This window comes from Streptomonospora arabica (assembly GCF_039531585.1).
Taxonomy (GTDB): domain Bacteria; phylum Actinomycetota; class Actinomycetes; order Streptosporangiales; family Streptosporangiaceae; genus Streptomonospora; species Streptomonospora halophila.
In genome coordinates, this window is the sequence record NZ_BAAAQI010000006.1 from 316,029 (window position 1) to 328,505 (window position 12,477).

Sequence of the window (12,477 nt, forward strand, 5' to 3'; positions counted from 1 at the left end):
GCGTCGCTGCACGCGACGGCCCGCGGGCCTCGGCGGCCGGGACCGCGCGGTGCCCCCGCCCGGGGGCGCGGGCACCGCGCGGGCGGGTCAGCCGCGGGGCAGGCGCTCGGCCAGCCAGGCCTCGACGTCGTCGGCGGTGCGCGGCAGCGCCGCGGAGAGCACGCGGTTGCCCTCGGCGGTGACGAGGACGTCGTCCTCGATGCGCACGCCGATCCCGCGCAGCTCCTCGGGCACGGTGAGGTCGTCGGGCTGGAAGTACAGCCCCGGCTCGACCGTGAGCACGGTGCCGGGCCGCAGCTCGCCGTGGAGGTGGACCTCGGTGCGCGAGCGCGCGCAGTCGTGGACGTCCAGACCGAGCATGTGCCCGGTGCCGTGCAGGGTGTAGCGCCGCTGCAGGCCGAGCTCGACGACGCGGTCGGCCGGGCCTTCGAGCAGGCCCCACTCGACCAGCCCTTCGGCCAGGACGCGCTGGGCGACCTCGTGGTACTCGGTGAAGGGGCGCCCCGGCGCGACGGCCGCGATCGCCGCCTCCTGAGCGGCGTAGACCAGGTCGTAGACCCGGCGCTGCACCGGGTCGAACCGGCCGGAGACCGGCAGGGTGCGGGTGATGTCGGCGGTGTAGAGCGTGGTGGTCTCGACGCCGGCGTCGAGCAGCAGCAGCTCGCCCTCGCGCACCGGGCCGTCGTTGCGCATCCAGTGCAGCGTGGTGGCGTTGGGGCCCGAGGCCGCGATGGTGCCGTAGCCGACGTCGTTGCCCTCGACGCGGGCGCGCAGGAAGAACGTGCCCTCGATGTAGCGCTCGGAGGTGGCCCGGGCCTCGGGCAGCGCGGCGGCGACGTCGCCGAAGCCCCGCACCGTGGCGTCGACGGCGCGCTGCAGCTGGGCGACCTCCCACTCGTCCTTGACCAGCCGGTGGTCGTGCAGGGCGACGGCCAGTTCCTCGTCGCGTTCGGCGGCGGCCTCGCCGTCCTCGGCGCCGCCGGCGCGCACGCCGGCGACCAGCTCCTCCAGGGAGGCGTCGTGGCCGCGCAGGATGCGCACCGGAGCCGCCGGGGCGTCGCGGAGCACCTCGGGCAGCCGGCGCACGTCGTCGGTGTCGGTGCCCAGGCGCTGGGCGGACTCGGCGAGGCTGTGCCGGCGCCCGCTCCACAGTTCGCCGTGCCCGTCGAGCCAGAACTCGCCGTTCTCGCGGTTGGAGCGGGGACGCAGGTAGACGGTGGCGTCGTGGCCGCCGCCCGGGCGGGGCTCCAGAACCACGCAGCCGTCGTCGGAGAGGTCGCCGCTCAGGTAGACGTAGTCGCAGGAGGGCCGGAACGGGTACTCGGTGTCGTTGGAGCGGGTCTTGAGGTTGCCGGCGGGCACGACCAGCCGCTCGCCGGGGAAGCGCGCGCTGAGCGCGGCGCGGCGCTTGGCGGTGTAGGCGGCCTGCTCGATCGGCTCGGGGTCGCGGATCTCGGTGTCGGCCCAGCCGGTGCGCATCCACGCGGCGAGCTCCTCGGACACCCCCTGGGCCTGGCCGTTCTTGCGCGGGGTGAACACCGGTGCCTCGGCGGCGCCGTCCCCCTCCGCCTTGGGATCGCTGCTGTGGTGTTCACTCACGGTTGTGCCTCCCGGTCACGGCTCGACGCTGGTGGGGCCGCTTGTGGCGGCCCTTCTCCATCCTACGGCCGGGCGGTGCCGCGCACCGGCGCCGATCCGCCGCCTGTGGACCGCGCCCGCGGCGGCGGATCGCCCTCCTCCTCGGGGTTCCGGCCGGATCACCGCGCCAGCGCGTCGGCGTAGGCTCCCAGGACGGCGGCGAGCTCGCGCCCGTAGACCGGGTCGCGCCCGCCCTCGGCGTCGACGGCCCGCGCCAGCAGGCCGGCCAGGGACTCGACGTAGACGGCGGCCGCGGCGGCGCAGCGGTCGGGGTCGACCCCGGCGCCGCCGAAGGCGGCCGCCAGGCGCCGGGCCATGGCCTGCTGCAGCCCGGCCGCCGCCTCGGCGTGGACGGGCGAGGCGAACGTCGGGCACAGCAGCGCCCGCACCGCCGGTGCGCGGGAGGCGTAGTCGAGGACTCCCTCGGACAGCGCGCGGTGCACCGCGGCGGGACCCGGTCCCGCCGCGTCCAGGGCGGAGGCGGCGACCCGGTCGAGCTCGGCGCCGTGGCGCCGCACCACGGCCTCCAGCAGCGCCCCCTTGTGCGGGAAGAACTGGTAGAGCGAGCCGACCGAGCACCCGGCGCGCGCGGCGATGCCCGTGGTGCCGGCGCCGTCGAAGCCGACGCGCGCGAACTCGCCCTCGGCGGCGGCCATCAGGGCCTCGACCCGCTGCCTGCTGCGGCGCTGCACCGGCGTGCGGCGCAGGGACGCCTCGGCGTCGCCCATCTCCTCCTCCGTCCACGGCCTGCCGGATACCGGTTGCGCCGGCCGGCGGCGCGCGCCTGCCGCGCCCGGGCGCGGGGCGGCGGGCGGCGGCGCGGGGGTCAGTGCGGCGCGTTGGGCCCGTATCGGGTGTCGCGGTCCTCAGGGTCGGAGGGGTCGGCGGAGTTGCCGACGATGACCGCGATGGGCGGCAGGACCATGGCCACCGCGCACATCGCCAGCGCCCAGCCGGTGCCCAGCAGATAGTAGACGGGGAGCGACCCGCCGAAAAGCACCAGACAGGTGGTCATCAGCCCGACATAGCGGCGCTTGCGCCGTCGCATACTGCCAGCCTAGCGCCGATTCCACGCTCGGAGGGGGCGGCGGAGGCGCTGTTCCGGCTAGAGCGTGCTCACCGGGCGAGCCGGTCCGGCGCCGCCCTCAGCCGGTCCCGCCTCGGGCGCTCGCCCGTGGGCGCCTTCTCCATCGGGCCAGGTGGCGGGGTCGGTCAGGGCCGCCAACCCGCCGCGCACGTCGTAGCCCGCCGCCGCCAGGCGCTCGCGGGCGCGGACGGCGCGCTCCACGGTGGCGCGGTCGAACAGGCGCAGGTAGAGCGGGGTGGGCGTGTGGTCGAGTCCGGCGCGCGCCGCACGCAGCGCGGCGGTGGTCGCGGCGCCGATACCGGGCGGTTCGGGCAGGACCCGGTAGGCGCGGCGGGCCCAGTCGGGCAGGGTGTAGTAGGACAGCGCGCCCACCGGCAGCCACAGCGGCTTCAGCCACGCCAGCCCCCTGAGCCGCTCGGGCACCGTCGGCCAGAGCAGGAAGCGCACGGCTGCGGCGGCTTCGGGAGTGGCCCGCAGCAGCGGGCGCGTGCGCGCCAGGTAGGCGCGCATCTGCGCGACCGAGCCGGGCACCTCGGCGGGGTCCAAGCCGACCAGGGCCGCGGTCCGGGTCTGCTCGGCGAAGTAGGAGTCGGCCTCGCGCGCGCTCAGCCGCACGCCCGCGCGCGTGACGACCTCCAGATAGGAGACCACCTCGGCGCAGTGCACCCACAGCAGCAGCTCGGGCTCGTCGACGCGGTGCGCCCGCCCTGTGGCGGGGTCGGTGAACGCCAGCCGGGCGTGCACGGCGCGCACCCTCCGCCCCAGTTCGGCGGCCTCCCCAGGGCTGCCGTAGGTGGTGGTGGCGACGAAGTCGGCGGTGCGGGTCAGCCGTCCGGTGGGGTCGTCCATGAAGTCCGAGCGCTGCCAGACCCCCTGCATGGCCAGCGGATGCAGGGCCTGGAGCATGAGCGCGCGCACGCCCGCCACCCACATGGCGCGGTCGATCTGCACGCGCCAGGTGGCGCTTCGGGGTGAGGCGACGGTCGGCTGCATCGGGGCGCTCCCTGCCCGCCCGGAACCGGTCCGGCCGACCGGCACCGGGACGTTCACCGCGACGACGCCACCGAGTCTAACCACCGCCCCGGCACCGAGCGGCGGGCGGAGTAGCCTTGCCCGGGCCGGGTTCCATCCACCAGCTGGAGGCAGACATGGCGGACATCCTCGCCCCCGACACCGAGGCGCTGACCCTGCGCCGCGGCGACCTGGAGTTCGACGCACTGGCGGCCGGACCGGCCGACGGGCCGCTCGTACTGTTCCTGCACGGCTTCCCCGAGTTCGCCACGTGCTGGCGCCGGCACATGGCGGCGGCCGCCGAGGCGGGCTACCGCGCGGTCGCGGTCGACCAGCGCGGCTACTCGCCGGGCGCCCGTCCGCTCAACGCCGAGGAGTACGTGGTACCGGAGCTGGTGGGCGACGTCGCCGCCTTCGCCGACGGCCTCGGCGCCGAGCGCTTCCACCTGGTCGGCCACGACTGGGGCGGCGTGGTCGCCTGGCCCGCGGCGGCACAGCAGGCCGAGCGGGTGGCGAGCCTGACGGTGCTGTCGACGCCGCACCCGGCCGCGCTGGCGGAGGCCACGGCCGCCTCGCCCGAGCAGCGCGAGGCGCTGTCCTACATCCGGCTGTTCCAGACCCCCGGCGCAGCGGAGGAGTCGCTGCTCGACAACGACGCCGCCGCCCTGGTCGGCATCTACGAGGGCCGGGTGCCCGAGGACCTGGTCGCCGACAACGTCGGCCGCCTCGTACAAGCGGGCGCGCTCACGGCGGCGCTGAACTGGTATCGCGCCCTGGGGCTGGACGGCGGCTCCACCGAGGCACCGGCGATCAGCGTGCCCACGCTGTACGTGTGGGGCACCCGCGACCTGGCGTTCACCGCCCGGGCCGCCCGCGGGACCGGCGAGTGGGTCGCCGCACCGTACCGCTACATCGAGCTGGAGGGGTTCTCGCACTGGCTCCCCGAAGAGGCGGCCGAGCGGACGATCCCGCCGCTGCTGGAGCACCTGGCCGCGGCCGAGGAGGACTGAGGACCCCGCCGCGGACGCGGGCCGCCGCGCGCGGTCGGCGGACCGCCGCCCCGGCACACGCGTGCACCGGCGAGCGCTGATGCCCGCGCGACAGCGGCCGGATGTGGTGTTCCGGGATTGGTAACGCGGCCGGCGGGAGTGCGGCCGCCGATCCCGGCAGCGCGCCGGGCGGAGTCTGCCGGTGGGGGTCAGAGGGGCGTTGCGGTGGCACATGACGGCCTCCTGAGCATCGGCGTAGATGTCGCAATCCACACCGGGATCAGAAGGCCTTCTTCTTGTTCGACCGCTGCCGCAGGCGTGTCGGCTGGTACCCACGTGCCGGGACATCGCATCTAGAGTCCGGCTGCGACGCCGGCGACGACGCGGGCGGTCGGCAGCTCCGACGCGGAGCGAAAGCCCGTCCCCGCCCACAGGTGCAGCGTGTCGGCGTCCGCGGCGCGTGCGGCGGCCGCGCGGATGGGTGCGGTCATGTGGTGGACCTGCGGGTAGGCGCCGGGCGCCAGTCCGCCGTGCTCGGCGACGAACCGGTTCGCCAGGGCGCGTGCCCGGCGCCCGCTGAAGGCGCGGGTGACCACGGTGCGGGTGAAGCGCTCCCGGGCCAGGGCGTCCTTGTGCACCGCTGAAGCGCCGCTCTCCGGGGTGCGCAGCAGCGCGGTGCCCAGCTGCGCGGCGAGCGCACCGCCCGCGAGGGCGCGCCCCGCCGACGCCGCGTCGGTTATCCCGCCGGCGGCGACCACGGGCAGGCGCACCCGGCCGCGCACCTCGGCCAGCAGCTGAGCGAGCGGGGTGGTGCGCTCGTGGGTGTCCTCGAACGAGGCCTGGTGGCCGCCCGCCTCGGCGCCCTGGACGCACAGCGCCGCGGCCCCCGCGTCGTCCGCGGCCGCGGCCTCCTCGGCCGTGGTGACGGTGACCAGCACCTCGGTGCCCGCCCGCTGCAGGGCCGCGATCTCGTCCGGTGCGGGGCAGCCGAAGGTGAAGCTCACCATCGGCACGGGGTCGGCGCGCAGCGCGGCGAGCTTGTCCCGGTAGGCGTCGTCGCCCCACAGCGCGGGCCCGGTCTCCACGCCCAGGCGCGCGGCGTCGGCCGCCAGGCGCTGCCGGTAGGCGGACAGGGCCCGGGGGTCGGCGGCGTCGCGGTCGGGGACGAAGACGTTCACCCCGAACGGGCGCGCGGTGAGTGCGCGCAGCCGGCCGATCCGCTCGGTCATCGCCTCCGCCGAAAGGTATCCGGCGGCCAAGAAGCCCAGGCCGCCGGCGGCGTTGGCGGCGGCGGCGAGTTCAGGGGTGCTCACTCCCCCGGCCATCGGCGCGGCGATCACGGGGACGTCGAGCTCGTGAAGTAGCCCCAACCCACATCCTTCTGACATGCCGGACAAAAGCGGCCATCAGCTTCGCACGGCGCCCCGCGCCGCCGGGCACCCGGCCCTGCCGTACGGGCGTGACCGGGCGCGGACCGGTCACATCGCGAGGATGCGGGCCGGTCTGATCAGTACGGCGCTGCGGCGCTGCTCGGCCATCGCGCGGTCGTAGGCGCCCCAGTCGTCGTGGGCGCCTCCGGCGGCGGTGAAGACCTCGCGCAGGAGGCGGCGCAGCCCGTCGCCGTCGACGCCGGGGTAGGGATCGTCGTAGCCGACGAGGTCCGCCGCACCGTCGGCGGACGCCCAGTGGTAGCCCGACTGGAACACGATCGTGGCCTGCGGACGGCGCCGCAGGAAGCGGAGCTTGGCGCTGCGGCCGGCGGTGGTGAAGGCGATCACCCGTTCGCCGGAGACCGGGTGGGCCGCGATCCCGGCGGTGACCACGGTGGACTGGATCGAGCCGTCGGCGCGCACGGTCGAGACGACGGCGAGGTGCCCGCCCCGGCCGATGACGCCGGCGACGTCCTCGATCGTGGCCATGGGCCTCCTTCTGTGCACGGCCGCGGCGCGGCCGGGCGCGCGTTCCGCACGCTGGGGTCAGTTCTTCCCTGGAAGGCGGCGTCGACACGGCCGCCTCCGGCCGGAATCGCCGGGGATTATGGTGCGACTCACGCACGGAAACAGCAGAAACTTTCGTTAACGGCGATTACCATCGACCGCGGAAGGCGTCATGGCCGATCGAGCAGCGGAGGTGCCCGCGTGGTCGACAACGAACTCCTCATGACCGGACTCGTCGTGATTCTGGCCGGGATCGGGCTTATCCTGCTCGGCGCAGTGGCGTACATCGCCTACGACGCGCGCGAGCGCCGCCTCGACGAGCGCGCGGGGGTCGGAGCGCCGGAGGAGGCGCCCGCGCCCGCCGCCGCGGGCGCCCGGGGCGAGCGGGCGGGCGGGGACGCCCGGTCCCGGCGCCGACCGCACGCGCACCAGCCCGCCTGAACCCGCGGTGCCGCGCCGGCGCGGCGGGCGAAGGCCGGAAGGGGCGGGGCGCCGCCGGGGCTCAGCCCTCGGCGGCGACCGCGCGCGCCAGCACATCGGGCATCACGTTGCCGCCCGAGATCACCGCGACGGTGCGCCCGGGCGGCGTGCGGCCCGCCAGGTAGGCGGCCGTGGCGACCGCACCGCTGGGCTCGGCCACCAGGCGGGCGCTGCGCGCGAGCGCGCCGACAGCGGCCAGGATCTCCTCCTCGGTCACCGTGACGATCCCGTCCAGCCGTGCGCGCAGGTGCGCGAACGTCAACTCGGAGGGCCCGACCCGCACACCGTCGGCGACGGTGCGCCCGGTGCGCTCCGGCGGCCACGTCACGAGCCGCCCGCTTTCCAGGCTCTCCTTGGCGTCGGCGGCCAGCTCGGGTTCGACGCCTATCACCGCCGCGCCGGGGCACCGGGCCTTGACGGCGGTGGCCACCCCGGCGGCGAGCCCGCCGCCGCCCACCGGCACCAGCACCGCCTCGATGTCGGGCCGGTCGGCGGCGATCTCGCTGCCGACCGTTCCCTGGCCCGCGATCACGTCGGGGTGGTCGAACGGCGGCACCAGCGTCAGCCCCTGCTCGTCGGCGAGCCCGCGCGCCGTCTCGGCGCGCCGGGCGGGCTCCACCTCCACGGTCTCGGCACCGAAGCGGTGCATCGCGTCCACCTTGACCCGCGGCGCGCCTGCGGGCACGACCACAACGCAGCGGACGCCGTGCGCGCGGGCCGCGTAGGCCAGAGCCTGGCCGTGGTTGCCCGAGGAGTGCGTGATCACGCCCGACCGCCTCCGCTCGGGGACGAGCCGGGCGAGCGCGTTGGCGGCGCCGCGGATCTTGAAGGCGCCGACCGGCTGCAGGTTCTCCGGCTTCACCAGCAGTTCCCCGGGCGCCCATTCGCAGGGCACCAGCGGCGTGCGCACGGTGATCCCGGCCAAGCGCTCCTCGGCGGCGGCCACATCGGCGGACGTGATCAACTCCATGCGGGCAGTATGCCCCTTCGACGGCACCGCGTGCCCGCGGGTGGCCGCAGGCGTCGACGCGGGGCTCGGCGCCCCTGCTCGCCGGCGCACCTGCTCACCGGCGTCGTCCGCCTCGGCTGACGGGCGCTCCCCGCCGCCGAGGCTGTCCCCGGCACGGTGCCCGGCCGGATTGGGCCTACGAGGGCGTTGGGTGGATACTGCGGTCCATGCGCGTCGACTTCGACCCCCGGTCCACCGCCGGCCCGGACTTCTACCGGCTGCTGACGGCGACCGTCGTGCCGCGGCCCATCGCGTGGGTCTCGACGGTCTCGGCCGTCGGCGTCGACAACCTCGCGCCCCACTCCTTCTTCACCGTGGCGTGCGCGAGTCCGCCGATCGTGCAGTTCACCTCCGTCGGGCGCAAGGACCACCTGCGCAACGTGGAGCAGACCCGCGAGTTCGTGGTCAACCTCGCGCCGGAGTGGCTGCAGCGAGAGATCAACGCGACCGCGACCGACTTCCCGCCGGAGGTCAGCGAGTTCGACGCGGTGGGCGTGCGCCGCGAGCGGAGTGCGGTGGTCACGCCGCCGCGCGTTGCCGACTCCCCCGCCGCGCTGGAGTGCCGTCTGCACTCGACACTGCGCCTGGGCGACTCCACGGTCGTCTTCGGGGAAGTGGTGCACGCCGCGGTCGAGGAGTCCGTGCTGGCGCAGGGGCACCCGGAGATCAGCCTGCTGCGGCCGATAGCGCGGCTGGGCAAGGACGAGTGGGGCACGCTCGGCGAGGTGACCTCGCTGCGCCGCATCCGCTACGCCGACTGGCCCGGCGAGTGAGCCGCGGCGCGTCCGCGGCCCGCCGGGGTCGGCGGGCCGCCGCGGGGCGAATGGGGCGGTTGCACCCGTTGACAGCCGACGCTCCGCTGCTTACATTCGTGGGAGCGCTCCCAGAGCGCAGGTCCCACTCCCGTCCACCGCCGCGGGGCCGGCCCGGCACCCCCTCCCCTGGGCCGGCGAACGGCGCGGAGAACGGCGGGGGAGGCCGAACCCATCGGCCTCCCCCGCCGTCGCCCGACCCTCCGCCGGTGTGACCGGAATGCAGGCGCCGCCCGCCGCGCTCAGCCGACCTCCAGCACCGCCTTGCCGTGCAACCGCCCCTCCAGCAGGGCGCCCGCCGCCTCGGCGAAGCGCGTCCACGGGCCGCGCCAGCTGATCCCCGGATCGAGCCGGCCCGCGGCCACCTCCGCCGCCAGCCAGGACAGGTCGGCGGAGAAGTCGACCGCCGGGTCACCGTAGAGGAAGAACGTCCTGATCGACCGGTCGTGCCCGCCGCCGGCGCCCTGCAGGGCCTCGGGCGCCAGTACCGCGTCCTCTTCGGCGGAGCGCCCGACGCTGACCAGCACTCCCCCGGCCTGCAGCGCCGCGAACGCGTCGACCAGGTAACGGCCGCCGACAGCGTCGAGCACCGCGAAGACCGGCCGTTCGACGGCGGCCGGCTCGGCGCGGACCTCGTGGGCGCCGAGCCCCCGAAGCTCGTCAGCGCGGGCGGGGTCCCGACTGATCGCCACCACCTCCCCACCCGCGCGGGCGGCGAGCTGCACCGTGTAGCGGCCCACGCCACCGGAGGCGCCGGTGACCATCACCCGGCGGCCCAGCAGCGAACCCGTGCGGCGCAGCACGTGCAGGGCACTCAGGCCCGCGACCGGGACGGTGCTGGCCGCGCCGGGATCGGCCCCCTCGGGCACAGCGCCCAGCAAGGACGCGGGCACGGCCCGGAGCTCGGCCCAACCGGCCTCACCGAGCGTGGTGACCCGGGTTCCCTCAGCCGGTCCCGACCCGTCGGCTGCCGCCCGGACGACCACGCCGGCGGCGTCCCAGCCGACCGGGGTGCCGTCCGGCCGGTCGAGCGAGGCCGCCTCGGCGACCTCCCCGTAGTTCAACGAGACGGCCTCGACGCGCACCAGCACCTCGTGCGGGGCGGGACGGGGGTCGGCCACCTCGGTGCGGGCCAGATGGCCCTCGGCGGCGTCGTCGACGACGAGTGCGCGCACGGTCGCGCTCCTTCCGGTCGGGACAGCATTGAAATGCCACAGTGTGGCGTTTGCTCCATAGAAGCATATGCTCAATCGGCGCGCACACGTTAGACTGGGGTCGATGACGACCGCCCCGCAGCCCGCCACCCTCCGCGAACGCAAGAAGCAGCGCACCCGCCGGGTCCTCGCCGAGACCGCCGTGACGCTGTTCACCGAGCGCGGATTCGACGAGACGCCGCTGGACGTGCTGCTCGACGAGGTCGAGGTGTCGCGGCGCACCTTCTTCCGCAACTTTCGGTCGAAGGAGGACGTGGCGCTCACCGCCCTCAAGCAGCTCTGGAGCGCCTACCTGGACGTCTTGGACGAAACCCCGAAATCCGGGCGGCTGGTCGACGTCCTGCGCGACGCGATGCTGGCGACCGTGGAGCGCATGGACGGCGACTGGTACCGCCGCTTCGCGCCGACGCTGCGCCTGGTCGCCCGCTCCGCCGCACTGGAGGGCCACTCCCTGCGGCACTGCGCCGAGATGCAGACCCGGATCGCCGACCGGCTCGGTACCGCCGACAGCCTTGAGCTGCGGCTGCTGATCGAGTTCGCCGTGGCCGCATGGCGCTGCGCGCTCGATGAGTGGCTGCCCGACTGCGACCCGCGCGAGCTGCCCGCCTGCGTGCGGCGGGCCTTCGCGAGCATGGACGCCGGACTGCACCTGGAGGCCTAGCTAGGCACTGCTTCTTGGAATCGGCAGCGGAGCAGGGCCCGCACCGGCACACTCGACGGCCGTGTCCGGTCCTTTCGAACTCACCGATGCCGAGTGGGCCCTGCCGACCCCGCTCATGCCCGCCGATCCCCACAAAAGCGGGTAGATCCCCTACGTTGCTTCGGCCTCGACGTGGCGGCCGTCGGCGAACAGAGCCCGCAGTCGGCTCGTCTGCTTGTCAGTGAGCAATTCGGCGCCGGGGTGCGGGGGCGGCGGAACTTGTGAAGAGAGTCGTCCCTGAAGCCGCGGTCCCCATCGATCCGCAACTGCACTCTTCGTCGACAGCGGTCGAGGGCGCCGCCTGCCAGGCGGGGAAGGTGGCAGGGATTGGGACCATCCCCGCGTACGCGGGGAGCATCGCCACCACTTCTGCCGGGCCTGCGGCCGCCGGGGACCATCCCCGCGGGCGCGGGGAGCATCCCCGCGTGGTCACCGGCCGGGTCCACACCGCGGGACCATCCCCGCGGGTGCGGGGAGCATGCTGTCGGCGATGAACAGGCTGTAGCTGCGGGGGGACCATCCCCGCGGGCGCGGGGAGCATAGGACGCGCTGTACATCGAGGTGCTGCGGGCGGGGACCATCCCCGCGGGCGCGGGGAGCATCGCAGACATCCTGCACGTCCTACGGGGCCACGGGGGACCATCCCCGCGGGCGCGGGGAGCATACTGAGTGACCTGCGTGTTCGCAGAGCCTACAGGCCTGTTTCATTCGCTTTGCGAGAAGCCGACAAAAGCCTCACTCTTCCGCAAGGTGAAGCCCCTCGCCGGCTGGAGCTCCCGCTGGGGCACTCCGGGACGGCTCGCGGCGGCGCTGGGCGCGTGCGTGACGTGCGGAGTGCTCTCGGCTCCCTCACCTGCGATGGACCACGGGCACGGCCCGTGAAGTCCAGGCGCGTGATTCCCCCACCGGGCGGCGCCGCCCCCTCCCCGGTGGCACGGGAGGGAGGGGGCGGGCCCGGCCCGGCCACGCGGACGCGGCCGGGGGTCGAGTCGGGCCGCGCCGACCGCAGGTGCCGCGCGGACGCACGCACCCGCGGGGGCGCCTCCGCGCGTCGCCGCGCAACGCCCCGATCGCCAGGCGGTCCGGGCGCGGCCGCCGCGGGATCCGCACCACTCACGAAGTCCGGCAAGAACATCACTGAACCGGTTCAGCGGTCAACACCCGTTACCGAATCTGAACCGGTTCAGGCCGTCCGGAGCCTCCGGCGCCGCGCCGCAGCCACACCCTTCCGGAGACGCCGCAGGTGCCGGCTACCTGGGCTGCGGCGGATCCCGCCGCGCCCGCACCCGGCACCTTCGCCGCACGCCGGGGCGCGGGCGGCCGATCGCCGACCTGCAGCGCGGCCGCCGAGGGCGGCGAGGGGAACCGTCCGGCCCGCGCGGCGGCGCCGACCGGGCCCGCCGAGCAGGGGACGCCGCCACCTCCGCTCCCCCGGGTACGGCGCCCGCGGCGGGCGCACCCCGGACAGCGCAGCTAGGCCCTGTTTAAGAAGCCCGGCTTGTTCTGCTTCTCCGGCATGTCGGGGCTGCGCATAAGCGAGGTCTCCGGTAGATGGATCAACGACCAAGCAGACCGTCTACACGGAGACCTCGGTGGCCAG

General features: G+C 75.4%; 12 protein-coding genes and 1 CRISPR repeat array. Of the genes, 4 read left to right on the plus strand and 8 right to left on the minus strand.

What is annotated here, in order from left to right; genetic code table 11:
- Nucleotides 1-87: 87 nt before the first annotated feature.
- From ABD284_RS13390 to ABD284_RS13405, 4 genes are all read right to left on the minus strand, one after another.
- The gene (locus tag ABD284_RS13390; protein WP_344143243.1) at nt 88-1,599 is read right to left on the minus strand and encodes an aminopeptidase P family protein; all 1,512 of its coding nucleotides are present in this window, start codon (nt 1,597-1,599) and stop codon (nt 88-90) included.
- Between the two features lie 158 nt (nt 1,600-1,757).
- Nucleotides 1,758-2,366, minus strand: a complete 609-nt coding sequence (locus tag ABD284_RS13395; RefSeq protein WP_344143244.1) for a TetR/AcrR family transcriptional regulator — start codon at nt 2,364-2,366, stop codon at nt 1,758-1,760.
- 98 nt (nt 2,367-2,464) lie between these two features.
- Nucleotides 2,465-2,686 carry a DUF3099 domain-containing protein gene (locus ABD284_RS13400; protein WP_344143245.1) on the minus strand — a complete coding sequence of 74 codons (222 nt, stop codon included), beginning with the start codon at nt 2,684-2,686 and terminating at the stop codon, nt 2,465-2,467.
- A gap of 57 nt (nt 2,687-2,743) precedes the next feature.
- A complete protein-coding gene (locus ABD284_RS13405) occupies nt 2,744-3,718 on the minus strand; it encodes an oxygenase MpaB family protein (protein ID WP_344143246.1) in 975 nt (324 codons plus the stop codon).
- 155 nt (nt 3,719-3,873) lie between these two features.
- Here ABD284_RS13405 and ABD284_RS13410 point away from each other — a divergent pair, with 155 nt between their 5' ends.
- The gene (locus ABD284_RS13410; RefSeq protein WP_344143247.1) at nt 3,874-4,746 is read left to right on the plus strand and encodes an alpha/beta fold hydrolase; all 873 of its coding nucleotides are present in this window, start codon (nt 3,874-3,876) and stop codon (nt 4,744-4,746) included.
- Between the two features lie 332 nt (nt 4,747-5,078).
- On the opposite strand, the gene ABD284_RS13415 is transcribed toward ABD284_RS13410, so the two are convergent.
- Together ABD284_RS13415 and ABD284_RS13420 are read right to left on the minus strand one after the other, a co-directional pair.
- Nucleotides 5,079-6,113 (minus strand): nitronate monooxygenase, encoded by a 1,035-nt coding sequence (locus tag ABD284_RS13415; protein ID WP_386699690.1) that lies wholly within the window; start codon nt 6,111-6,113, stop codon nt 5,079-5,081.
- Between the two features lie 90 nt (nt 6,114-6,203).
- Nucleotides 6,204-6,644 carry a pyridoxamine 5'-phosphate oxidase family protein gene (locus ABD284_RS13420; protein WP_344143249.1) on the minus strand — a complete coding sequence of 147 codons (441 nt, stop codon included), beginning with the start codon at nt 6,642-6,644 and terminating at the stop codon, nt 6,204-6,206.
- Nucleotides 6,645-6,863: 219 nt separating this feature from the next.
- Here ABD284_RS13420 and ABD284_RS13425 point away from each other — a divergent pair, with 219 nt between their 5' ends.
- Nucleotides 6,864-7,103: a hypothetical protein gene (locus tag ABD284_RS13425; RefSeq protein ID WP_344143251.1), complete on the plus strand. Its 240-nt coding sequence runs from the start codon at nt 6,864-6,866 to the stop codon at nt 7,101-7,103.
- Nucleotides 7,104-7,164: 61 nt separating this feature from the next.
- On the opposite strand, the gene ABD284_RS13430 is transcribed toward ABD284_RS13425, so the two are convergent.
- Complete coding sequence (locus ABD284_RS13430) at nt 7,165-8,112, minus strand: threonine ammonia-lyase (RefSeq protein WP_344143253.1); 948 nt, start codon at nt 8,110-8,112, stop codon at nt 7,165-7,167.
- 206 nt (nt 8,113-8,318) lie between these two features.
- Here ABD284_RS13430 and ABD284_RS13435 point away from each other — a divergent pair, with 206 nt between their 5' ends.
- Nucleotides 8,319-8,924 (plus strand): flavin reductase family protein, encoded by a 606-nt coding sequence (locus ABD284_RS13435; RefSeq protein ID WP_344143254.1) that lies wholly within the window; start codon nt 8,319-8,321, stop codon nt 8,922-8,924.
- A 281-nt stretch (nt 8,925-9,205) separates the two neighbouring features.
- Here the strand turns inward: ABD284_RS13435 and ABD284_RS13440 are convergent, their stop codons facing one another.
- Nucleotides 9,206-10,138, minus strand: a complete 933-nt coding sequence (locus ABD284_RS13440; protein ID WP_344143255.1) for a zinc-binding dehydrogenase — start codon at nt 10,136-10,138, stop codon at nt 9,206-9,208.
- Between the two features lie 103 nt (nt 10,139-10,241).
- On the opposite strand from ABD284_RS13440, the gene ABD284_RS13445 reads away from it, so the two are divergent.
- Nucleotides 10,242-10,838 carry a TetR family transcriptional regulator gene (locus ABD284_RS13445; RefSeq protein WP_344143256.1) on the plus strand — a complete coding sequence of 199 codons (597 nt, stop codon included), beginning with the start codon at nt 10,242-10,244 and terminating at the stop codon, nt 10,836-10,838.
- 367 nt (nt 10,839-11,205) lie between these two features.
- Nucleotides 11,206-11,541: a CRISPR direct-repeat array (repeat unit 30 nt; unit sequence GGGGACCATCCCCGCGGGCGCGGGGAGCAT).
- Nucleotides 11,542-12,477 lie beyond the last annotated feature (936 nt).

Bases quoted from the DNA above. Each gene is read 5' to 3' on its own strand.
- ABD284_RS13395 (WP_344143244.1), bottom strand. From the start codon at position 2,366: ATGGGCGACGCCGAGGCGTCCCTGCGCCGCACGCCGGTGCAGCGCCGC.
- ABD284_RS13400 (WP_344143245.1), bottom strand. From the start codon at position 2,686: ATGCGACGGCGCAAGCGCCGCTATGTCGGGCTGATGACCACCTGTCTG.
- ABD284_RS13405 (WP_344143246.1), bottom strand. From the start codon at position 3,718: ATGCAGCCGACCGTCGCCTCACCCCGAAGCGCCACCTGGCGCGTGCAG.
- ABD284_RS13410 (WP_344143247.1), top strand. From the start codon at position 3,874: ATGGCGGACATCCTCGCCCCCGACACCGAGGCGCTGACCCTGCGCCGC.
- ABD284_RS13415 (WP_386699690.1), bottom strand. From the start codon at position 6,113: ATGTCAGAAGGATGTGGGTTGGGGCTACTTCACGAGCTCGACGTCCCC.
- ABD284_RS13420 (WP_344143249.1), bottom strand. From the start codon at position 6,644: ATGGCCACGATCGAGGACGTCGCCGGCGTCATCGGCCGGGGCGGGCAC.
- ABD284_RS13430 (WP_344143253.1), bottom strand. From the start codon at position 8,112: ATGGAGTTGATCACGTCCGCCGATGTGGCCGCCGCCGAGGAGCGCTTG.
- ABD284_RS13435 (WP_344143254.1), top strand. From the start codon at position 8,319: ATGCGCGTCGACTTCGACCCCCGGTCCACCGCCGGCCCGGACTTCTAC.
- ABD284_RS13445 (WP_344143256.1), top strand. From the start codon at position 10,242: ATGACGACCGCCCCGCAGCCCGCCACCCTCCGCGAACGCAAGAAGCAG.